Origin of the sequence: Desulfobacula toluolica Tol2 (assembly GCF_000307105.1) — a bacterium.
GTDB classification, from domain to species: domain Bacteria; phylum Desulfobacterota; class Desulfobacteria; order Desulfobacterales; family Desulfobacteraceae; genus Desulfobacula; species Desulfobacula toluolica.
Genome location: NC_018645.1, coordinates 3,260,951 through 3,284,368, shown reverse-complemented (window position 1 = coordinate 3,284,368; position 23,418 = coordinate 3,260,951). Strand labels below are relative to the sequence as shown.

The window sequence follows — 23,418 nt, the reverse complement described above, 5'->3', positions numbered from 1 at the left end:
AAGAAGATCTCCAACTTGCCGGTTATGCAAAAAAGGAGTATTCAATCCTATACCAGCGCGGTTTTAAAACTCCAACGATTTTATAATAAACCATTAGAAGATATCAGCGAAGAGCAGCTGCGTCAATACTGGCTTTGCTGCCAGAATGAACTCGGCTGGAGCGCCGCTACTCTGCGCATCAGTTATTCCGGTATTCAGCATTTCTTTACCAGAACGCTGGTCCGGTCCTGGAATATTTTCAACGACATCAAATGGAAGCGAGAACAGACCTTACCGACTATTTTGAGTCTGGAGGAAGTCAGGAAGATTATTTATGCCCTTACCACTGTGCAAAGTCATACATTTTATTTGACATTATATTCCATGGGACTGCGTTTGAGGGAAGCCACAACCCTTCAGGTTAAAGATATCCTTTCCGACATGGGGCTTGTGCATATTCACGGCGGAAAGGGTGCCCTGGACAGGACGGTACCCTTGCCTAAAATTACCCTGTTGACTTTACGCAAATACTATAAAACGCATCGCAATCCCAAAATGGTGTCATCAAATTTTCGTACAAAGACCGTGAAAAGAAAAAATGGAAAACCATGTCACTGGATGCCATGGAGTTTATCCGAAGATTTTTGCAGCATGTTCTTCCCAAAGGGTTTATGAAAATAAGGCATTATGGATTTCTTAACCCCAGCAGTGCGCTGCCCATAGAGAAAATTCGGGAACTTATTTCATTCATCCATGACATTATCTCTCTTTTCACTGAGATTCCGGAACCTGCAATACCCGGTATTAAATGCAGCCATTGCGGCCATGATTTAAAATCCATCTTTTTTGTAAAGCCTGAACCACGAGGCAAGCCCGGATAACTGCACGAAACTGATGATCCGCTAACCTTTCCCCTATAGATCCGCGGCTTCATGAACCATAGGATTGGCACCAAGCTTCGTGCCTCGGCACGGTTACTAATCCTTCATTTTTTCGGCCTTGCTTTGGTCAAAGATATCAGCATCAAGCCCCATTGCCTTGGTACGTTCCTTCCATTGTTTCCTGGCCAGAGCGCGCATGTCTTCAACATCATCTGTTTCATCCATAATTTCCATGCCAGTAAGTGTTTCGATTAAATCCTCTAATGTCACCACTCCATCAGTCCCTCCATATTCATTGACGACTATAGCAATGTGCTGGCGATCCTTAAGAAACCTTTCTAACAATGCGATCAACGATACTGATTTTGGAACAGCAATTATTTCACGCTTCAATGCTTTGATTTTTTCATTGCCTCGCTTCTGGGCGGCGTTAATTAAAATATCCTCTTTAAGAACAAAACCGGTTATGTCATCAATATTCGTCGAGTAAAGCGGCAGACGTGAAAAAGGGGTTTGGATAACTTCTTTCAACGAATCAATAATTTTCATATCCTCGGGCAATGCGGAAATTACAACACGTGGCGTCATGATATCGTTCGTTTTCAGCGACTCGAATCGGAATATGTTCCGGATAATCTTTGATTCCTTATCAAGAATATGCCCCGTCTCTACACCGACCTGAGCCATGGCGATGAACTCTTCTCTACTGAAAATGTTAATATCCTTTCCGTGTGAAATAAAATTTGTCAGTCTCTCCGAAATCCATACGATTGGATAAAGAATCACAATCAGAGTGTTTACAAAATATAAAATTGGACTTGCAAGTTTTGACCAGTAGATGGTGCCTAAAGTTTTGGGCACGATTTCAGAAAAAAAAAGAATCAAAAGTGTCATAATAACTGAAAACAGGCCAAACCACGTGCTTCCAAATACAATTGTCGCTTTGGCCCCTGCACCGATCGCACCAACCGTATGAGCAATAGTATTTAGTGTTAAAATTGCCGCAAGTGATTGATCCACATTATCTCGTCTCAGGCGTTTCAAAAGTGCAGCATGCTTAGGTCGCCTTTTTTTCTGCCCCTCTATATATGAAGGCGTGATGCTTAAGAGTACCGATTCCGCTACTGAACAGAGAAATGAAATAATTAATGCAATTAGCACATAAATTATTAACAGCAAACCATCAGCACTCATATATTCAATGCTTCTTTCGTAAGAATCTTTTAAGCCAAAGACATCAGCCGAAAACGCTAATACCAGTGACAATACAAGGGCAAAAATCCAACTTGACCATTTTAATGACAATTTCATAGGAATTGTATGTTTCCATATTGTGTGACCGAATAAGTAGTTGAGCGGTTGTCCGCATATCATTAGTCACGGGGTGATATTAACACACGGATAATACTGTGATGAAAAAAATACTTCAACAACTGCTAAAGCAATTTGATGCACAATTAATAAACAATTAGGATTCCATCTGAGAATCAGAATTTTTCATAAGATGGTTGTGCTATCGTCGAAGGCAAATTCATAATTTTCATGCTGTTATAAATTATATTTGGGGTCTGTAGGCAGCTAATTTTTCGCATAGCTTCGCCCTGTCGATTACTATATCTACATTCGAGATCTTTGTTGGTAAATAATTTTTTGTGCAGATTGGTTTATATAAAGGAAAAATGGAAAAATCAATAGGTAAAAACCCCTAGTTTTTTTAATGAATGATAGGATTGACAGGGATGAAAGCCTGCAAAAAACAAGATCATTGATTTTTTATGTAAAGAGATGGTATCTTAACAGAAAAAGGAGTTTTTCATGCAGATTGCCGAGCCTGAAATATTTCAAAAATCCCCGGATTATTTACTATTTTTGTGTTTGCCTGAACCCGACACATCCGGCAGTGATAGCTTGCATTGCACGGACATACAGGAGGAACAGTTATGGTTGAAAATGTAATTATCATGGGCGCCGCCGGGCGCGATTTTCATAATTTTAATGTTTATTTCAGAGATAATAAAAGATATAACGTCATTGCTTTTACCGCGACCCAGATCCCCAATATCGAAAACCGGAGTTATCCCCCGAATCTTGCAGGCAGCCTTTATCCGGATGGAATTCCCATTCATCCGGAAACAGACCTTGTTTTTCTGATCAAAAAATACAAGGTCGATCTGGTTTCTTTTTCTTACAGCGATATCCTTCACTCTGAAGTGATGCACAAGGGCTCCATGGTTAATGCGGCTGGGGCTGATTTTGTAATGATTGCAGCTCCTTATACTATGCTGAAATCAAGTAAAAAAGTCATCTCCGTTTCCGCCGTCAGGACCGGGTGCGGAAAATCCCAGGTCAGCCGGGAGGTTTACCGGATTTTGACAAAGATGGGAAAAAAAGCGATCATAGTACGTCACCCCATGCCGTACGGAGACTTGGAACGTAATGCAGTCCAGCGTTTTTCTTCCTTTGCCGATTTTGATACATACAACTGCACCATTGAAGAGCGCGAAGAGTTTGAGCCGGTGGTTGAGATGGGGGCGGTGATTTATGCCGGTATCGACTATGAAAAGATTTTGCGGGAAGCGGAAAAAGAGGCGGATATAATTATCTGGGACGGCGGAAACAATGATACGCCTTTTTTTCATCCTGACCTGAACATCGTGCTTTTCGATCCTCATCGTCCGGGGCATGAAATATCCTATCATCCCGGAGAGACCAACATGCTTATGGCCGATATTGCCGTGATCAACAAAGTGGACAGCGCCGACCCGGAAAATATCCGGGCGGTTCAAAACACCATTGAAACGCGCAACCCCAATGCCGTCATTCTCCATGCGGATTCCGTGATTACTGCCCAAGATCCGGGCCGGATCAGGGATAAACGCGTGCTGGTTGTGGAGGACGGCCCCACACTGACCCATGGCGGGATGCGGTTCGGTGCCGGTATCATTGCTGCACAGCGGTTTGGCGCGGCAGTGATCGTGGACCCGGCCCCCTGGCTTTTAGGAACTTTTAAAGAGCTTTTCAAGACCTACCCGGACATCGGCCCTTTGCTTCCGGCTGCGGGATACAGCAAGCAGCAGATATCCGATATGGAACAGATCATCAATAAAGTGGATTGTGATCTTGTGATCCTTGGAACCACAAGTGATCTGACCCGGATCATTTCCATTAATAAACCCGCAATACGTATCCGGTACGAGTATATGGACCATGGGGTTCCCACGCTGGAGATGGAAATCTCCCGGCACATGAATCAGTGGTAAAAAGGACTCATGATTGATTCTGACAATAGAAAACCAATCCTCCTTGTGGCCCTGGGGGGCAATGCCATGATCAAAAAAGGCCAGGAGGGTACTGCCGTCCAGCAGCGAGATAATCTGAAAGTGACTGTCAGGCAAATTGCCCGTCTTTCACAAACCCATCGCATCATCATTACCCATGGCAATGGCCCTCAGGTGGGGAATCTGTTGCTGCAGCAGGAGTGCTGTGATGCAGTGCCCAAAATGCCGTTGGAGATTCTTGTGGCCCAGACCCAGGGACAGATCGGTTACATGATCGAATCCTGCCTGGATTCTGAGCTGATGGCCCAGAACCTGAATGCAAGCCCCCTGGTCAGCCTGATCAGTTATGTGGTGGTGGATGAGCATGATCCGGCATTCAAGACCCCTACAAAACCCATTGGGCCTGTTTACACAAAGACCCAGGCGGAAGCAGCGTCCTGGCCTTTTCACAAAACCGCCAAAGGTTACCGGCGGGTAACTTTTTCTCCCAAACCGGTCACCATTGTTGAAAAGCATGAAATAAAACAATTGATCGACATGGATTTTATCGTGATCTGCTGCGGCGGAGGCGGTATTCCGGTTATTCGTGAAGGACGAGCCTTCAGCGGGATAGAGGCGGTCATCGATAAAGACCTTGCCAGTGCGCGCTTGGCTGTGGAGGTGGGAGCAGATCTTTTTGTCATTGCCACGGATGTCAAAGGGGTTGCCACCAACTTCGGTCAAAAGAATCAGAAAATTTTGCGCACCCTCACTCTTGCGGATGCCCGAAAACATATGAGGGCAGGGCATTTCCCAGAAGGTTCCATGAAGCCCAAGGTGGAAGCAGCCATGCAGTTTGTAGGGATTCCAGGAAAAAGAGCCGTGATCGCGTTTTTAGAAGAGATAGAACAGGCCGTGGCCGGAAAGGCAGGCACCGAGTTTGTGGCCTGAAAGTCGAAAGGGCTGGAGGGGTCGATCTAAAAATCTTATGCAAGAAACTCTTTTTAGGGAAGGGAAAAGGAGCAGCTCAGCAGAAAATGAATTCCTGAATCTTGCAAGTTCGTGTCGGGGGTATCGATATCTCGTAAGGCAACGCCCCAATAAAGTTCGGTGTGTATCTTGGGGCTGGGGCCCCATCTCACACCGATACCTACACTGGAAATGGTATCAGGGGCAGGTGTTGGTAAATCAGTGTTCCATGCCCATCCGAAATCTGCGAACGGGGCAACTTGTACAATACCCTCCTCGGGTCCCCGGCTTATCCTGGGAATCGGCAAACGAAATACAGGGATCCGAAACTCCAAAGATGTCACCAGTGCATTGTCCCTGACCATCTGATTTTCACGATATCCCCGCACTGTCCTGGCACCTCCAACAGCGATCTTTTCCATCGGCAAAAGTGAATCCTCGGTCAATTGCAGGTCAGTTCTGAAAAGGATTTGGTCTCCCCGATTGCTGAAACGGCCTGCCCACTGAAATTGTCCTAACCAAGCCAAATATTGTCCGTTTGGTTCTTCTCCACACGTTGCACCCATGGCATCGATACCTATACTGAAAATGGAACGTACGGCAATCACATTATTGAAGCTGCGGTCCAACCACTCCTGGGAGAAGCGCAATACCGTTACATCGCTTTCTCCATCCTGCACACCAGGAGAAAAAGAGAAAGGCCTTCCCAGAAGAGAGGTGCCGCTATGGCGCTGTTCAAAGGCCAATCCCATGGAAAACACTCGTTGAGGAGTTCTGTAAAAGGGATGGGTTAATGAGATGCTGTAGGTTTTTAGGTCACTCTCTATATCCAGATCATCGAACGGCTCCTCAATCACCGAGCAATCACTTCTATTGTAGCTCAGGCGCAACATGGTATCATAAACATTGATCGGTCTGGTATAGGAGATGGAAACCTCATCCATACCTTCAGTAAGTCCATATTGAACAGCCAGAGTATCGCTATATCCTGTCAGACTGTGATGTGTTGCGTAAATTCGGGCTCGTTCTGCACCGACGCTGGGAGCACAATCATTGGCAAATATCAGGCCTGACTCAATAGGAGGTTTTTCTTTTACCCGTACTTTTAAAATACCTTCTCCAGGTTTGATGCCGGGACCGAGTTCCGTATGTAACTGTTGAATTGTCGGGTTTTGTTGCAGGAGTTTCAGGTGCCGGCGTAACTGATTGATGTTGAGTACTGGTTCTGCCCCCAGGGCCAGCCGTTTTTTTATGTAATTGGAACTTAGCCATTTATTGTTCTCCACCTCTATCCTGGTAAGTTCGCCCTCAATGATTTGTATATGAATGATATCTTTCTCTACTTTTTGGTCTGGAATAACCGCTCCGGAATTGAGATAACCCTCATTCACATAATAAAGAGTGAGTTTGCGCCGTATTTCCTGTAATTCCTCGGAAGTGATCACCCGTCCCTCATACGCCTTGGTGATTGTTGCCAATTCCTCATCGGAAAAGACCGTATTGCCCGTCACTTCGAATTTGCGTACAAATACCAAGGGCCTTGCCGAAAGTCGGTCTGCGGCCTCCGGGGACGGTATAACCGGAGGTAGCTCCAAGGGGGGCGAACCAGGTTTTTCATATTCAGGCAGAGGTGGTCTTTCCTGGCTTGGCCGTTGCGTCTGAGGGAAAATCGGCATTTGGGCAAAGACTCCTGGAGAATTCAGGTTTATCGTCAATACCAATCCAATACAAATAAAGTGATTGAACCAAAATCCAAAATTCATAGATAAAAACTCCAATTATTGACAGCAGTTGATGTCAAATGGGACAAATACCTCTTTGCTGGTTGTTTGCTTAGGCAGAGGTTCTTCTTGTTTGTTGAATGATGAATTGTCTTGTTGATCCTTTGGCTTATCAAGCAAATAGTACGCCGGCAAAGGGGCATCAGGGGAGAGGGGCATGCCGCCATGACCAACGATGATGAAAGTGCTCAATTCTCCGGCTGTTCGAGTCACACAGCGCTCGCTCAATAAGGAGGATGCATCAAGGAATGAGACCGGTAAGGTCGAAATGCTGCCGCTGATATCGGTATCCGGCGCGTCGATTGTGACCGAACCACTGACACCGAACTTTGATGAGGCATCCACAACACTGTCCGTGGACTTGAGGAAGGCACCATCACCATCAATTCCGATATGGATGTTACCTCCACTGCCTTCCTTGGCATTGGCAACAACTTTGCTTTCCCCATCCATTACAACGAATATGGCATCAATGATGATGTTACCACCATCACCTTCGCCACCTGCAACAGAGGTGGTAATCGCACTCTCATCTCGCAAATGAACTAAAAATCCTGCGTTGACCATAATATCCCCCGCGTTTGCTTGGGCAGTCTCCACAGTTATACTGCTGCTATTATCAAGTTGGAGTGTATCATCGACCAAGATAACAATATTTCCAGACTTACCTGCTTCTGGATCTTTGGTTATATTTAAACCGGCACTAGAACTCTCTGCCGAAATGGTACTTCCATTGATCAGTTTGATTTTTCTTGCTCTAACTTGAACACTACCGCCTTTGCCTTCCGCCAATGTTGCACCTTTAATCGAACTCTTATCAAGGTCCAATGCTGGTGTGGTGATTAAAATTTGCCCACCGTCCCCGCTGCCAACTGTCGAAACGGAAACCGAACTATTCCCGGAGAAAGTAATCGTATCACTTGCGCTCATGGTAATCTTCCCGGCGTTGCCGACATTAAAGGCGTTGGATGCTATGTTGGCCCCGCTGGTGAGGTTGAGAGAACCGACATCAATGGTAATATTTCCGCCTTTGCCTTCACCGGCTGTAGTACCCCAAATCCAGCAGCCATCGAGGTCCAAATCCGGTGTGGTGATTAAAATATTTCCGCCGTCACCCCTGTCGTATGTAAAAACAGAAATTTCACTTTCTTCTCCAGAGATGGTGATCACCTCATTGGCGGCAATGGTAATTGTTCCCCCATTTCCAATATCCCATGCGTCTGAGAAAATGTCGCCTCCATTGGTGATGTCGAGAGAACCGACATCGATAGTAATATCTCCGCCTTTGCCTTCACCATCCGTTGCGCCATCAATCCAACTGTCATTAAGGCTTAAATTCGGTACGGTGATGAAGAGACTCCCACCGTCCCCGGTGCCCTCTGATGAAATATTAATACGGCTTTTTCCAGAGACGTTGATCGCCTCACTGGCGGCAATTGTAATCGTTCCTCCATTTCCAATATCCCAGGCGTCTGAGCTAATATCGGCCCCATTGTTGAGGGTGAGGGAACCGACATCGACGGTAATATCTCCGCCTTTGCCTTCACCTAATGTTTCACCATCAATCCAGCTCTTATCAAGGCTCAAAGCTGGTGCAGTGATTAAGAGGCTCCCGCCGTTTCCGCTGCTCCCTCGCCATGTCGAAACGGTAACCAAGCTATGCTCAGAAACGGTGATCACCTCACTGGCGGTAAGAGTAATCTCCCCACCATTTCCGGCACCCCAGGATTTTGAGCCGATATAGGTCTCTTTGGTGAGACTGAGAGAACCGACATTGATGTCAATATTACCCCCTTTGCCTTCACCGTCTGTTGCGGCATCAATCCTGCTGTCATCAAGGCTTAAATTCGGTACGGTGATGAAGAGACTCCCACCGTCCCCGGTGCCCTCTGATGAAAGATTAATATGGCTTTTTCCAGAGACGGTGATCGCATCATTGGCGGTAATCGTAATTGTTCCGCCGTTTCCAGAACCCCAGGATTTTGAGCCAATATCGGCCCCATTGGTGAGGCTGAGAGAACCGATATCGATCGCAATATTTGCGTTTTTGCCTTCACCAAGCGTATCTGACCATACGGATGAATTGTCCAAGACAAACCGGTTGCTGCGGATGTATATATGTAAGCGATCAGTAAACCCCATCTTTTAATTTGATTCAGCACATGAGAAGATAACCCAAATCCAAGGAGGGTTATAAAATGTCGGACAGGTCCAAAGAAGCCAACCGGAAGCGTTCCCAATTCTGGAAACACCATATAGAAGAATGGTCCAAATCAGGATTATCCCAGAATGCTTATTGTCGAGAAAATGGTTTAAAACCCAACCAGCTCACCTATTGGAAAAATAAATTCAAGCGCCAAAATCTCCCGGCAGAGTTTGCCCAGGTGTCGCCGGTGCAAATTGCTGAGCTGCTCAATTCCCGTAAAGAAAGACTTTTGCTGAATATCGACTCAGGATATCAGATTGAAATACCGGACGGTTTTTCCCAGATAACATTGGCGCAGGTACTCCAGGTATTAAGGATAGAATGATGTTTTCTCCTAAGCAGAATTTAAAAATCCATATTGCCCTTGGAAACACGGATATGCGTAAATCCATTGACGGACTGTCCATTCTGGTCAGTGAAAAATTCAATCTGGACCCTTTTTCAGGGCACCTGTTTGTCTTCTGCAACCGGAAGCAGACCATATTGAAAATCCTGTATTGGGATCGCAATGGATTTTGCCTTTGGCACAAGCGATTGGAAAAGGATCGTTTCCAATGGCCCCGGTCAAAAGATGCGGTAATGACCATAGGGGCTCATGAACTTGCCTGGCTGATCGACGGCCTTTCAATTCATCAGAAAAAAGCTCATAAACCATTAAGATTTTATAGTGTTTTTTGATGGAAAAAGATATGAAAAACCGAGTGGTTATGCTATGTACAGTGCATGAATATCGAGGTTTTTGCAGACATAAATGATGTTGAAAAATTAAAAGAGAAAATCTTTTCTTTTGCCAAAGATTTTTCCAACAAAGAGCAGAATTATAAAGCGGAAATCAAAATTCTCAATGAGCAGATCAAAAGCCTTCAGGATAGACTTTTTGGTAAAAAAACAGAAAAAATTCATTGGGATGACGACCAGATTTCTCTTTTTGAGATTCCCGAGCCTGAATGTTCAGTATCGGAAGAACCCGAGGAAATAACGGTTCCGTCCCACAACCGGAAAAAAAAGGGGCGTAAGCCGCTGCCTGAAAACCTGCCGCAGGTTGAAGTTATCCATGACCTTACAGAAGAAGAAAAACTGTGCGGATGCGGGTGCATCAAATCCCGTTGTGGTCAGGAAATATCGGAACAACTTGAGATTATCCCTGCACAAATGAAGGTCATTAAAAATATCCGCTATAAATACGTCTGTAAAAATTGTGAGGGGGTTGAAGATGACGGTCCCACAATATCCATTGCCAGAATGCCAGAGCAGATGATTCCCAAAAGCATGGCAACACCGGGGCTGCTTGCTCATATTCTGACAGCCAAATTTGCAGATGCCCTGCCGTTTTACCGGCAGGAAAAACAATTCAACAGGATAGGCGTTGAACTTCCTCGGTCAACCATGTGCAGCTGGGCAATGAAGGTGGCCCAACAGTGTGAAATTCTAATGGAATTTATGCAGGCCCAAATTCTCAAGAGTCCTGTGATTAATATTGATGAGACCACGGTTCAAGTGTTGAAAGTGACGAATCGGTCAAAATGCTATATGTGGGTGTTCAAGGGAGGGACACCGGATAAGCCGATTATCCTGTTCCAGTATCACCCCACACGATCCGGAGATGTTGCATCAGACTTTTTGAATGGATACCAGGGTATTGTTCAGACCGACGGCTATGGAGGATATGACTTCCTTGACAAGGCTTCCGGCATTATTCATGTTGGTTGCTGGATTCATTCTCGAAGAAAATTCGTGTCGGTGACCAAAGCCGCCGGTATCAAAAAAGGTGATCCTCCCACCGGTAATGCTGGCACTGCTTTGAAGTATATCAGCAAGCTCTACAAGATTGAAAAAGAAGCACGAGAGCTGGAGTTGTCTGCTGAAGACCTTTACAAAAAAAGGCAGGAAGAAGCAGTGCCCATCCTCGATGAATTTAAAAAATGGTTGGATGCAAAAGTTGAGAAAATTCCGCCTAAAAGTCTTCTTGGCAAAGCAATCGGCTATACCCTTAACCAATGGCATCGTCTGATCCAGTATACCAAAGACGGTCGGGTCGGACCTGATAATAATGTGGTTGAAAATGCCATCAGACCCTTTGTTGTGGGTCGAAAAAACTGGTTGTTCAATTGCACCCCTGAAGGTGCAAGCGCTAGCGCCTGCATCTACAGCCTGATCGAAACCGCCAAGGCAAACGGTCTTGAACCTTACTGGTATCTTAAATACCTGTTTGAAAATTTACCTGAAGCCATGACGGCTGATGAATTTATTGCCTTGATGCCCCAGAATGTTGATAAAACCCTGCTTGAAGGTCCTCCGGCTAAATAATACCCTGTTTTTGCGTTATCGAAAAGGTGCGGTTAACTGATCGCTTACGTATATATTGCCTCCTTGTAAACCAGTGGTAAAGAGGGACGAAGACTCGGTAATCTCAATATCTCCTAATCGTTCAAAGGCATTAAGATGGATATTTTCAATATTGATTTCTCCGGTGGAAGCAACGCTGGCAAGATTAATCCTTCCGTCCAGCGCCGAGAGAATCCCGCCCATAATTTGAATGTCACCTCCCACGATGGAAAGAGTTTCTTCTTGTGGAATATTAAGCGAACTCCCTTGCACAGAAATGGATGCCGGATTTTCACTCAAAAACCCAAATGCCGAAGGTGGTGCCACTGTCAGCAGGCTGTTATCCGGCTCAACAGCGTCAAAGCGCCCATTTTCTCCCAAACGAATGAAATCCGCTGTGCTGGCGTGAAAAGAGCCCTGCACGTCCAATTGCGCATTCGGCCCAAACATAATTCCGGCCGGATTAATGAGATATAAATTCGCGCCCGGAATCTCGGATCGCAACAGGCCATCAATGGTGGAACTTGATCCCCCTGTAACTCTCCCGAGGACATTCTCGACGGAATTGGGTCCGCTAAAGGTCGCGCTTTCTCCTGTATTAACGTTAAAGACACCGAAGCTGTGGAATAGATTACCGCCCACTTGCCGGCCTACCTCGACCGGGATCATAAAGTCTGGACCGGAGAGCGGGCCACTGGGCCCCAAGGTCCCATCCAGGGTGATTTCCGCATGGCCCAAGGAGGCCAAAGAGCCGTGAATGAATAAGGCCATGACCAAAAGAACAAGGCTATGTAAGGATCGATTATTTTTCATGGATGTCCTCTCCGGCTATGGTATTGTTTACAATTATAAAACAGTCTTTCTTATAGTCTTTGCCTCTTGAAGGGCTCAGAGCCAACTGCCGGTCAACAGGAAAGCGGACCAAAACCCTGGGTGATGGTAGCGCTCATGGGTCGTGCCCCTTCGGCAAGCCTGCGTGATTTAGTTTTTTTAGAGTGATATTATCGGTTCCAAACATGATCATATAGGAGGAACCGATGAAATCAGCACCACCATCACCAGAGGCAGTTTCCGCATTGGAAGAGGTCCGGCAGCAATTTCAACTCTGGCGTAAAACAAAAACCGGCAGGGAACGTATCCCTGATTCATTATGGCAGGCAGCCGCAGAAGTCTTTTATATTGGGGGGCATAGTCTACACAAGATTTCAAAAACGTTGCACCTGAACTATACCGCATTTAAGCAACATGTGGAATCGCATCTTCCATCGTTAATTGATGTTGAGCCTGATGCAACACCTGAAGATTCCCCTGCTTTTATAGCATTTGAACTGGATCCGCCATCTCCTGTCTCAGAATGTATAATAGAAATGGAGGACAGTACCGGAGCAAAAATGAGGATGTGCCTCCGGGGCAAAACCGATCCGAGCATTCTTGGGATTTGTAAGTCATTCTGGAGACACCAGCCATGATTCAGATCACTCCCCACATGAAGATTCTTTTATCTGTAGAGCCTGTTGATTTTCGGAAAGGCATAGATGGAATGGCTGCATTGTGCCGAAAGGTTCTAAAATCAGATCCTTTTTCAGGCTGTCTGTTCGTCTTTCTCAACCGCCGCAGGACTGCCATAAAAATATTAAGCTACGATGGCCAGGGGTTTTGGCTCTGCCAGAAACGATTGTCCAAAGGCAGATTTAACTGGTGGCCAACAAAGGGCCAAGGCGTTGACAAACCCCTGGATGCCCATGAACTGCAAATGTTGATCTGGAACGGTGACCCTTTTCATACCCAGGCAGCACCCATGTGGAGAAAAATTCCGGCATAATTTTTTCTTATCGCTCTATTTTTTGCGTGCGTTCAAGTAACGGCTGTGTTATAGAAACCAGCCATGGAGAATAACATCATACTCACATACCGTGGCAAGAGCGTAACAAAAGAAGATATTGCTTTTATAAATGACCTGGTGGCAAATCATCCCAATGTCAGCCGCTACGCCCTGTCAAAGGAGTTGTGCAAGGCATGGAACTGGGTTCAGGCCAATGGCAATCTCAGAGACATGGTGGCCAGGGGGTTTATGCTTAAGCTCCACAGGGAAGGGCATATCACCCTTCCGCCCCCAAGGTGCAAAATCAAGAACCCGTTTGTAAACAGAACCCCGCCCCCAGAGATAGAGATGGATCAGACCCTGGTTAAGACCAATCTGTCCAGAATAAAGCCCCTGGAGATACGGCAGGTTAAAAAAACAGACCAAGAAAAAATTTTCAACAGCCTGATCCAGCACCACCATTACCTGGGATATTGTCATCCCGTGGGTGAACAGCTCAAATATATGGTGTATGCCCAAAACAGGCCCATCGCTTGTTTTTCATGGTCGTCGGCACCCCGTCATATCGGTGCCAGGGACAAATATATCGGCTGGAACAAGGAGGATCGGGTAAAAGGCCTTCAATATATAGCGTACAACAGCCGATTTCTTATTCTGCCCTGGATCAGGGTTCCCCACCTGGCCTCTCATCTTCTGGGGCTTATGGCAAAAAATATTTCCAGGGACTGGGAGAAGATTTATAATCATCCACTCTATTTCCTTGAAACCTTTGTGGACACGGAACGGTTTTTGGGTACCTGTTATAAGGCCGGCAACTGGATCTATCTTGGCGATACAACCGGGCGGGGAAAGAATGAAAAAAAACATGTAAAAACCCGATCCATCAAGGCGATCTGGGGGTATCCCCTGACCCGGGATTTTCGAAGCAGGATGATTGGCGCATAGACCATGGAGCATATCCGGTTGACCCAGGAAGAGATTGACGCCCTTTTGAAAAGGGTGGAAGCCAATGCACTTGATAAAGGTGATTATGAGATCATCAAATCAATGACGGAAGCCATCATGACACTGGCCCAGGCCCTGGACAATAAAGCAGCGTCCATAAAACGCCTTCTTACCATGTTGTTTGGCCCAAAAACTGAAAAAAAGGATAATGTTTTAAAAAAGAACGAGCCCGAAAAAACGGATGAAAACTCAAAAGAAACAGAGCCGAAAAAAAAGGATAAAAAACCACCCAAAACCAAACCTGAAAAAAAGAAAAAAGGACATGGAAAGATACCTGCTTCCAAATATACTGAAGCCGATCAAAAGTTCATATCCCATGAAAAGTTTAAACCCAAGGATTCCTGTCCTCTATGCTTCACCGGCAAGCTCTACCCGATGAAAAAATCGGGCATTGCCATCTACCTGAAGGGCCAACCCCCCATCAATGCAACGATTTATAACCTTGAAAAACTGCGTTGTAACCTGTGCGGGAAGGTGTTCACGGCAGCGGCTCCGGAAGGCATTACCGGAAAACATTATGATGAAACGGCCAAGGCCATGATGGCAGTTTTAAAATATGGCTACGGTTTTCCCTGGTATCGCCTGGAAAAACTCCAGGAAAGTCTGGGCATACCCCTGCCGGCATCCACCCAGTGGGAAAAAATAGAATCCCAGGCAGATCTGATTTACCCGGCATTTGAGGAATTAAAACGCCAGGCAGCCCAGGGTGAGGTCCTTCACAATGATGATACCACCATGAAAATTCTGGATCTGATCCAGGAAAACAAAACACGGGATAAGGATGAGCGTACCGGCATCTTTACATCGGGTATCATTTCCCTGCTTGAAGAAGGGAAAAGGATTGCCATCTTCTACACCGGTCGTAATCATGCAGGAGAAAACATCGCTTCCCTTTATGAAATGCGGGATGGAGAAAAAGACCCTCCGATTCAAATGTGTGATTCTCTTTCAAGAAACATGTCCAGTGAATTTAAAATTATCCTGTGCCATTGCATTACCCACGCCCGCAGAGGTTTTATCGACGTAATCTCCAGCTTCCCGGACGAATGCCGCCATGTCATTGAGACGTTGGCAGAAGTTTATCATGTGGATGCTCAAGCTAAAGAACAAAACATGACAGCAGATCAGCGGCTGGCATTTCACCAGGTCCATAGTGGTTCACTGATGAACACTTTACGTTCCTGGCTCGACACCCAGATCAAAGACAAGTTGGTGGAACCCAATTCCGGGCTTGGGAATGCGATCACCTATATGATCAAGCACTGGCATGAGCTGACTCAATTTCTGAGAGTTCCCGGAGCCCCACTTGATAATAATATTTGCGAACAATGCTTGAAACGCTCTATCCTCCATAGAAAAAACTCAATGTTCTATAAGACAGAACATGGGGCCTATATCGGGGATATGTTCATGAGCATAATTCACACCTGCAACCTGATGAAAGTCAATGCGTTGAATTATCTCATATCGCTGCAAAAACACTCTGCCCAGGTGTTTAAAAACCCCTCATCCTGGATGCCTTGGAATTATGAGACAGCCATGGGCATAGAGCCGTAGACAGTACAACCTTTTTCCCATTTTTACCTAAAAGGCAGCTTTAGTCTTAGCATTTGGCGGATTTGGCAATATTGCCAGATCCGCCAAATGAAAGCATCTTCACATACATATATTGGTACACCCCTATTTGTCGCATTGTTTTGCCAGACCAAAGGGAACCGCATACTCTTATCATAGTGTCCTTGAGTGTATGATATCATGCCGTTTTGAGGAATTCACGCAACCTTGCCGAAGGGACACAGAACAACGCAATCAACTGGTCAATGATGTTTTGAATGTAAAAGGGCCTTTGATGGAAAAATCTTTGACAAAAATCATGATCTCAGCCAGGGATGATGGTCATATAATTGCAGCTTTCTATGCAGGCATGACCATGAAAAGTCTGCTGTTGGCAAGGCTTTACATGGCAAAATTTTTGGACACTAATGATCATGGTTCTGTCGACAGGGTCCATAAAAAATTTCAGGATATGGATAAAAACATAAAGGTTCTGGATAATGAAATTGATGATCCCAAGCGAAGGGAGCTTTTGTCAGCTGTCAAAGAAATGAAAGGAATATATTTGACAGCATTCGACTCACTGGTCGATACGATTTTCAAAAGAAACGATATCATAGACAATACACTTGACCGAATTGGCCCAGAGGTTTCAAGTAATGCTGAAGAAGTAAAACTTGATATTAAAAAGACTCAGGACATATTAGGCTTTCAACTCATCAAATCAAATTCCAGATCCATAAAGGTGATCAGCATTGTAGCAGGTGCTGCGCTGCTTATTGGCTGCTTATTGGCTTTTTTCATAACACGTTCAGTGACGAAACCATTGAAATTTATAGTTGACGGACTTAATGAGGCAACACACCAGGTGGCATCTGCTGCAGGCCAGGTAGCTTCTTCCAGCCAATTCCTTGCTGAAGGCTCATCTCAACAAGCTACATCCATTGAAGAAACATCACCATTCATGGAAGAGATGGCCTCTATGACAACTAAAAATGCTAAAAATGCTGGTAAGGCAGATAATTTGATGCAAGATGCAAATCAGGTCGTGAAAACCGCCAATAAATCCATGGGAGAGCTTATTGTTTCAATGGATGAAATTTCTAAAGCCAGTGAGGAAACATCTAAAATTATAAAAAGAATTGATGAGATAGCATTTCAGACCAATCTTCTTGCATTGAATGCTGCTGTTGAAGCAGCACGTGCTGGAGAAGCTGGTGCTGGATTTGCTGTTGTAGCCGATGAAGTCAGGAAGCTTGCCATGAGAGCTGCAGACGCTGCAAAAGATACAGCTGAACTGATTGAAAGTACTGTGAAAAAAATTAATGATGGAACAGAAATCGTCTCAGCTACTCACGATGCATTTTTTAAAGTATCTGAAAGCAGTGACAAGGTCGGTGTCATGGTTTCTGAAATTTCAGAAGCTTCTAAAGAACAATCCAGTGGTATTGATCAGGTTAACACAGTTATTATTGAAATGGATAAAGTGGTGCAGCAGAATGCAGCTAATGCAGAAGAGTCAGCCTCTGCCTCAGAGGAAATGAATGCCCAGGCCGAGCAGCTCAAGGTTTATGTTGATGAACTGACCTCAATGGTGAATGGCAAAAATGACCAGCATAATAAATACCCAATAAAATTATCTATAAGTGGAGGAACTGCTGGGGGAGCATGGTCAGCTGTAACAGAAGATATTGCGGAAGTTGTAAGAAAAAAATTGCCGGCGGGCTCTACAGTTTCTACAATTACTGGTACTGATGCAACAAATCCCTTACGAATAAATAAGGGAATTTCTGATTTTGCCATCGGAGTAGCATCCACTGTCCTGAGTGCTTCTAAAGGTGAAAAGCCTTTTAAAGAAACATGCCCCAACATTAGAGCAATCACCAGCCTCTTCGATGAGCCCTTTCAATTTGTTATTCTTAAAAAAACAGGGATAACAAGCTTTGAAGATATCAAGGTAAAACATTTTCCTCTTAAACATTCTCCAAATAAAAATGGGTCGTTTATGGAAATTTTATGCGAGGCTATGTTCAAACTTTACGGTTATGATTATCAAGAAATCAGGAAGTGGAAAGGCAATATTTATTATAACAGCTACAGTCAATCAATAAATTTGTTAAGAGGAGGCACACTATACTCTTTAAGTGGTTGCAGTCCTGTTCCTACCACAAAATTTATGGAACTATCTAGTACTCATGACATAACCATACTTCCTCTGAGTGACGCGATAATTAATTCATTAAACAACAAATATCACACTACAAAAACAATTATTCCATCGAGTGCCTATAAATTTCTTGATACGGATATAAAGACGGTTGCTTCAAGAAATATTTTCATGTGCAGAGCCGATCTCGATGAATCAGTTGTCTACAATATTGTTAAGGCGATCCATGAAAATATTAATTATTTAAAAACTGTTCATGTCGCAATGAAGGATTTAAATCCGAAATTTATGTCAGATACAGGAGGCGTTCAACTACACCCTGGTGCAAAAAAATATTACAGGAAAATAGGAGCGATGGATTAATGCCGTCCAATGAGAGGGTTGTCAAATTTGGTTTTATTGCAGTTTTAAAATTTTATCATCACAGTTGAAAGGAGGTATTTTTATGGAAACCGTTCAGGAATTTGTCGTTCTGGTCGATGAACAGGACCGGCAGATCGGCATCCAGGCCAAACAGGATGTCCATTCCCACAACACCCCCCTGCACAGGGCATTTTCACTGTTTTTGTTCAATCCGGAGAATCGCCTTCTTTTACAACAGCGGGCCCGCATTAAAAAAACCTGGCCTCTGGTGTGGTCCAACTCCTGCTGCGGACATCCCGAACCTGGAGAGTCTTATGAGCATGCAGTAATCAGAAGGGCACGTTTTGAACTTGGGATAAATGTGCAAAAACTGCACAAAATCAGCGACTACCGATATTGTTTTTCAAAAAACGGCATTGTTGAAAATGAAATCTGCCCCATTTTCAGCGGATATTATGACGGCGACGTTCAGCCTAACCAGGAGGAAGTGGAATCCGTAAAATGGATCGACTGGGAAGCATGGGTTGATGAAACAAGGCGCTTTCCCCACCGGTATTCTCCCTGGTGTATTGAAGAAACCGGCATCATGGCTTCAATGGATTCTTTTTGGTCGTTGGGTAAAATTAAACAAATAGGGGAAAATCCCCATAGAAGTCGGCAATGTCAACGAATGTTGGGTGCATTTTACTTTCTTTAGCAGAGCTGCGACGGGACATTTCCAAATTCAGCCACCAATTTATCTGCCAACCTTCCCTGTCACAATAATTCAGGATTTCAAAATTTTGATTTCAGTAGTCTTGTTCGTCTGTAGAAACCCGAACATAGGTGATATGTTTTGCATTTTTTGAGTATATTCCCAGTAAAATTGTAACAAAATAGAGGGCTCATAAATGGCAACACATCTCAAAATTCTATCTCAATACGACATCAAGTCTTTCGAGTTACCACCGGAATTTAACGGAGATGAAAGAAAACGATTTTTTTATTTACCAAAGCCGAGGAGCAGACGATTGTGTTTGATGAAAAGGGCAAAATCAGAATATCCCTTTATAAGGTTTTGCTATTCAAAACAATGGCCTCCGCTATCAAATCAGGTGCTCTAAATTTGCACCATTCCTATAAATATAGGTCATTTTATAGTGGACCCCGAAAACTGGACAATGTGTTAAGATAAAATATAACAGTCCAGAAAGGGGATATTTTGAAACGAAAAAACTACAGTAAAGAATTAAAAAGCAAGGTCGCATTGGCAGCCATAAAAGGAAATCAAACTGTCAATGAGATAGCCTCTGAGTTCGGCATTCATGCTAGTCTTGTAAATCGGTGGAAAAAGGAAGCCATAGAAGCCCTGCCATTGGTTTTTGGCAATAGCAAGGCAAAACAAACCAAAGAAGCCGAAATTGAGCGAGACCGTCTTTATCAAAAGGTTGGTAAACTCCAGGTTGAACTGGATTGGTTAAAAAAAAACACCGGACACCTTTAATGAGTATTGAAGAAAAAAAACAGCGAATTCAATCCAAGCACTCTAAAATCAGTATTCAAAGGCAATGTGAGTTGATAGGACTGCCTCGTTCCAGCTATTACCGTGAAAGCCGGGGGGAACAGGAAACGCCTGAAAATCTTGAGCTAATGAAACTCATTGACATTGAATATACTGATCATCCGTTCTATGGTACCCGCCAAATGCGCAATATTATGAGACGCAAAGGATATAAGATTAACCGAAAACGGGTTCAGCGATTGATGCGGAAAATGGGAATTCAATCCATTGCACCGAAGCCGAATACCAGTAAGGCTCATCCCCAAAATAAAGTGTATCCATATCTTTTGAGAACTTTTGATGTAACCAGATCAAATCAGGTGTGGTCTACGGATATAACCTATATCCCACTTTCTGGTGGTTTCGTTTATTTGACGGCGGTCATGGACTGGCATAGTCGTTATGTCCTCTCTTGGGAACTTTCTATAACCATGGACAAGGAATTTTGTATATCCTCTCTGGAAAGGGCACTGCGATGTCATGGAACCCCCTATATATTCAACACGGATCAAGGATCTCAATACACAAGTCACGAGTTTACAAAAGTATTGAAAGATAAGGACATTAAAATCAGTATGGATGGGAAAGGCCGGTGTATGGACAATATTTTCATAGAACGGCTATGGCGCAGCGTGAAATATGAAGAAATTTATGTAAACGAATTTCAATCCGTTGAGCAGCTGCGCAAGTCCTTGAAAAAATATTTCAATTTTTACAACCATGAACGACCTCACCAGAGTTTTAACGGGCAAACGCCAGCCGAAATATATTATGGTAAAAATCAGTTGAGGTTGGTGGGATGATGAAAACGATGTACCGAAAAACCCGCTCCAGCGGAAACCAACCCCTTCCGACGGGCAGATTTTGGGGTGCCCATTCTCAGGGCCTGGTTTCCACTTCCGCTAGTCGCCGAAGCAAATCTGAACGCCGAACCGTGACACAGAATTACGAACATTTTCAAAATGGAAAATGACGCTTAAATTGAATGAAAAACTGTCTTGACATTGGGGTCCACTATATTTGATGATTATTTGATTCCGCAGAGTGTCTGGAAAGTAAGAAAAAAAGAGCTGCTTCAGCGAGCAGGACTTGAGGGCTTTGAAAGTTTCCAGGAACTGGAACCTGAATTGAAAAAAGCGCTTAAAGCCCAGTACCGGACAACCAATAAAAACATCGATTCCGGAAAAAACCCATACGCAAAAGTTGACGACAAGGGAAAGCTGAAGGTTTCAACACCGAAGGTGGAAAAAGATGTGTCATATACGGTAACCGATCTGTTTCCCAAAAACCGGTTTATTTCCCTTTTTGAAGTACTGACGACGGTCAACCGGCTCTCGAACTTTTCGGACTGTTTCGAGCACTGGCAAATCAAGCATAACCGGGAAAAGCCCGAAGAAAAGACCTTCTTTGCAGGCGTTATGGGTTACGGCTGTAATCTCGGTATCCGCAAAATTGCCAGAATTTCCCGCAACATCAATCAGAACGAACTCGAGAATACCGTGAACTGGTATTTCACCAACGAAAATCTGATTCAGGCAAACGATCGAATACTGAAACTAAGTGAGAGACTTCAACTCCTGAGCCTTTTTAAAAAAGAAAGTGCCAAAACCGGGTCAACCCCTTTTTTCTGGAGATTTTTAGCTCGTAATGGTTATTGCCTTAATATACTTGACTTGCCTTCAATTTTTTAAATGATTCAAATATTTCCATTGGTGTCCTGTGTTTTAATGATCCATCCCCAATCCACCACCAAAAAAATAAAAAACCCCGTTGCGCTTGATGGATCAAGCAGATAGTGTATTTGTGCGACCAAAAAACTATCATCAACGGGGTGAAACAAACTATGACACAAGGCGTGCTACCATTCAAGTATGAAGAAGAAAAATCTCAAACCGGCATTACAGCTTTGGCAAGCTTGCCGGTCTATCTTGACCTGGCCAAGGTAATCGGATTATCCAAGTCCATTCAAAAGCATTTAAAGATAAGAGAGAATTCCCAGGGCTGGACCGATCCCCAAATGGTTTTGTCGCTGGTGCTACTCAATCTTGCCGGCGGTGATTGCGTTGAAGATTTAAAAATACTGGAGGCGGATGAGGGCTTTTGCGAAATACTGCGTAAATCTGAAATGCAAGGTCTAAAACGTAAAGTACGCAGAGCCCTGGAACGGAGGTGGCGCAAAGAGAAAAAACGTTCTGTTCCATCACCATCTGCGGCTTTCAGATATCTATCCGAATTCCATGACACTGAACAGGAAAAAACCCGTGACCAGACAAAGATAAAGGCATTCATTCCCAGACCCAATGATCATTTAAAGGGTCTGGTACAAATAAACAAAGATATGTGTGCCGGCCTTAACACGGTGAATCCGAAAAAAACGGCCACATTGGATATGGATGCCACCCTGATTGAATCCAGCAAACAGAATGCCCGTTATTGCTATAAAGGATTCAAATCCTATCAGCCGTTGAATACCTGGTGGTATGAGCAGGGTGTCATCCTGCATACAGAATTTCGTGACGGTAATGTTCCCGCCGGCTTTGAGCAATTAAGGGTTTTCAAAAAATCCTTGGACTGCCTTCCGGAAAATGTGGAAAAAATAAAACTTAGATCAGATACGGCAGGATACCAGCACGACCTTTTAAAATACTGTGAGACAGGCGAAAGTGAGCGTTTCGGCAGAATTGAATTTGCAATAGGGTGCGACGTAACCCGATCATTCAAAATTGCTGTGGCTCAAGTCCCTGATTCTGAGTGGCAACCAATTTATAAAGATAAGAATGGCAAACGGATGAAGACCGGCAGTGAGTGGGCGGAAGTTTGTTTTGTTCCCAATGAGCTGTGCCACAGTAAAAATGCACCTGAATACAGGTATCTTGCCAAACGGCAACTTCTTGAGGAACAATCGCCTTTACCCGGCATGGAAGATCCAAAGCTTCCCCTTCCTTTTCCCACCATGCAAATGGTGGAAAAAAGATATAAGGTCTTTGGCGTTGTGACCAATATAGGCTATGAGGAAATGAACGGAGAAGACCTGATTCATTGGCTTCATGAACGATGCGGCAAAAGTGAAGAGGTTCATGCGGTGATGAAAGACGACTTGGCCGGAGGAAAACTGCCGTCTGCAGATTTTGGAGAGAATGCAGCGTGGTGGTGGATCATGATATTGGCCCTGAATCTAAATGTGATGATGAAAAAATTAGCATTGGATCCGTCCATGGAAGCTACACGGATGAAACGGATCCGGTTCTCGATCATAAATATCCCGGGCAGGATAATCAAACGTTCCCGCAATCTGTTTTTGCGTTTATCCAAAGGCCACCCATCATATGTGGTTCTAGTCGAGGCACGCAAACGGATTGCAATGCTCAACGGTGTTTGGGAGCCTTCAGGATAAAATTTATGGTAGAGATACCCCTTAAAATTGGTTTCTTCCGGCTACCCATGGGATAGGTGCGCCTAAAAAAGGCCCGAGCCAGGGGCATACAAGGGCCTGAATCCAAAAACGGATGAGCCCCACCGAAATCAGCTCCCGCCAAGAAAAAAATCTTCCCGAATTTCCTTTGGACGGG

General features: G+C 44.4%; 17 protein-coding genes and 3 pseudogenes. 16 read left to right on the top strand and 4 right to left on the bottom strand.

Going from position 1 to position 23,418, the window contains the following annotated elements; all coding sequences use genetic code 11:
- The first annotated feature begins 24 nt into the window (after nt 1–24).
- Complete coding sequence (locus tag TOL2_RS24305; RefSeq protein WP_148278123.1) at nt 25–654, top strand: phage integrase N-terminal SAM-like domain-containing protein; 630 nt, start codon at nt 25–27, stop codon at nt 652–654.
- Nucleotides 543–860: pseudogene (locus TOL2_RS14970) on the top strand (transposase); the annotation flags it as partial. The gene TOL2_RS24305 and the pseudogene TOL2_RS14970, both read left to right, overlap by 112 nt.
- Nucleotides 861–956: 96 nt before the next feature.
- Here the strand turns inward: TOL2_RS14970 and TOL2_RS14965 are convergent.
- Nucleotides 957–2,171: a hemolysin family protein gene (locus tag TOL2_RS14965; RefSeq protein WP_014958164.1), complete on the bottom strand. Its 1,215-nt coding sequence runs from the start codon at nt 2,169–2,171 to the stop codon at nt 957–959.
- 629 nt (nt 2,172–2,800) lie between these two features.
- Here TOL2_RS14965 and TOL2_RS14960 point away from each other — a divergent pair.
- Together TOL2_RS14960 and arcC are read left to right on the top strand one after the other, a co-directional pair.
- Nucleotides 2,801–4,120 (top strand): cyclic 2,3-diphosphoglycerate synthase, encoded by a 1,320-nt coding sequence (locus TOL2_RS14960; RefSeq protein ID WP_014958163.1) that lies wholly within the window; start codon nt 2,801–2,803, stop codon nt 4,118–4,120.
- A gap of 9 nt (nt 4,121–4,129) precedes the next feature.
- Nucleotides 4,130–5,068, top strand: a complete 939-nt coding sequence (gene arcC, locus TOL2_RS14955) for a carbamate kinase (protein WP_014958162.1) — start codon at nt 4,130–4,132, stop codon at nt 5,066–5,068.
- 53 nt (nt 5,069–5,121) lie between these two features.
- On the opposite strand, the gene TOL2_RS14950 is transcribed toward arcC, so the two are convergent.
- Both TOL2_RS14950 and TOL2_RS14945 read right to left on the bottom strand, forming a co-directional pair.
- On the bottom strand, nt 5,122–6,849 hold the full coding sequence (locus TOL2_RS14950; RefSeq protein WP_014958161.1) for a ShlB/FhaC/HecB family hemolysin secretion/activation protein: 1,728 nt from the start codon (nt 6,847–6,849) through the stop codon (nt 5,122–5,124).
- 15 nt (nt 6,850–6,864) lie between these two features.
- Complete coding sequence (locus TOL2_RS14945) at nt 6,865–8,958, bottom strand: S-layer family protein (RefSeq protein ID WP_148278122.1); 2,094 nt, start codon at nt 8,956–8,958, stop codon at nt 6,865–6,867.
- 107 nt (nt 8,959–9,065) lie between these two features.
- Between TOL2_RS14945 and tnpA the strand changes: the two genes are divergently transcribed.
- Genes tnpA through tnpC (TOL2_RS14930) form a run of 3 tightly spaced genes read left to right on the top strand, consistent with a single transcriptional unit; the run spans nt 9,066 to nt 11,380 of the window.
- Nucleotides 9,066–9,398, top strand: a complete 333-nt coding sequence (tnpA, locus tag TOL2_RS14940) for an IS66 family insertion sequence element accessory protein TnpA (protein ID WP_014958159.1) — start codon at nt 9,066–9,068, stop codon at nt 9,396–9,398.
- Complete coding sequence (tnpB, locus tag TOL2_RS14935; protein WP_083863693.1) at nt 9,395–9,751, top strand: IS66 family insertion sequence element accessory protein TnpB; 357 nt, start codon at nt 9,395–9,397, stop codon at nt 9,749–9,751. Before tnpA ends, tnpB (TOL2_RS14935) begins: the two co-directional genes overlap by 4 nt.
- Nucleotides 9,752–9,796: 45 nt before the next feature.
- On the top strand, nt 9,797–11,380 hold the full coding sequence (gene tnpC / locus TOL2_RS14930; RefSeq protein ID WP_014958157.1) for an IS66 family transposase: 1,584 nt from the start codon (nt 9,797–9,799) through the stop codon (nt 11,378–11,380).
- Nucleotides 11,381–11,395: 15 nt separating this feature from the next.
- Here tnpC (TOL2_RS14930) and TOL2_RS14925 read toward each other — a convergent pair whose 3' ends face one another.
- Nucleotides 11,396–12,211: a filamentous hemagglutinin N-terminal domain-containing protein gene (locus TOL2_RS14925; protein ID WP_014958156.1), complete on the bottom strand. Its 816-nt coding sequence runs from the start codon at nt 12,209–12,211 to the stop codon at nt 11,396–11,398.
- 224 nt (nt 12,212–12,435) lie between these two features.
- Between TOL2_RS14925 and TOL2_RS14920 the strand changes: the two genes are divergently transcribed.
- The 9 genes and pseudogenes from TOL2_RS14920 (at nt 12,436) to TOL2_RS14875 (ending at nt 23,243) form a co-directional block, all read left to right on the top strand.
- Nucleotides 12,436–12,867: a hypothetical protein gene (locus TOL2_RS14920; RefSeq protein WP_041279549.1), complete on the top strand. Its 432-nt coding sequence runs from the start codon at nt 12,436–12,438 to the stop codon at nt 12,865–12,867.
- A complete protein-coding gene (gene tnpB / locus TOL2_RS14915; protein ID WP_014958132.1) occupies nt 12,864–13,220 on the top strand; it encodes an IS66 family insertion sequence element accessory protein TnpB in 357 nt (118 codons plus the stop codon). The genes TOL2_RS14920 and tnpB (TOL2_RS14915) overlap by 4 nt, the downstream gene beginning before the upstream one ends.
- 63 nt (nt 13,221–13,283) lie before the next feature.
- On the top strand, nt 13,284–14,165 hold the full coding sequence (locus tag TOL2_RS14910) for a DUF4338 domain-containing protein (RefSeq protein ID WP_014958154.1): 882 nt from the start codon (nt 13,284–13,286) through the stop codon (nt 14,163–14,165).
- A 3-nt stretch (nt 14,166–14,168) separates the two neighbouring features.
- On the top strand, nt 14,169–15,782 hold the full coding sequence (gene tnpC / locus TOL2_RS14905; protein WP_014958153.1) for an IS66 family transposase: 1,614 nt from the start codon (nt 14,169–14,171) through the stop codon (nt 15,780–15,782).
- Between the two features lie 736 nt (nt 15,783–16,518).
- Nucleotides 16,519–18,309 (top strand): annotated as a pseudogene (locus tag TOL2_RS24300) (TAXI family TRAP transporter solute-binding subunit); the annotation flags it as partial.
- Between the two features lie 82 nt (nt 18,310–18,391).
- On the top strand, nt 18,392–19,006 hold the full coding sequence (gene idi / locus TOL2_RS14895) for an isopentenyl-diphosphate Delta-isomerase (protein ID WP_014958149.1): 615 nt from the start codon (nt 18,392–18,394) through the stop codon (nt 19,004–19,006).
- Nucleotides 19,007–19,486: 480 nt separating this feature from the next.
- Nucleotides 19,487–20,652: pseudogene (locus TOL2_RS14885) on the top strand (IS3 family transposase).
- A 228-nt stretch (nt 20,653–20,880) separates the two neighbouring features.
- Nucleotides 20,881–21,540 (top strand): Tn3 family transposase, encoded by a 660-nt coding sequence (locus tag TOL2_RS14880; RefSeq protein ID WP_232507946.1) that lies wholly within the window; start codon nt 20,881–20,883, stop codon nt 21,538–21,540.
- A gap of 152 nt (nt 21,541–21,692) precedes the next feature.
- On the top strand, nt 21,693–23,243 hold the full coding sequence (locus tag TOL2_RS14875) for an IS1380 family transposase (RefSeq protein ID WP_041279548.1): 1,551 nt from the start codon (nt 21,693–21,695) through the stop codon (nt 23,241–23,243).
- Nucleotides 23,244–23,418 lie beyond the last annotated feature (175 nt).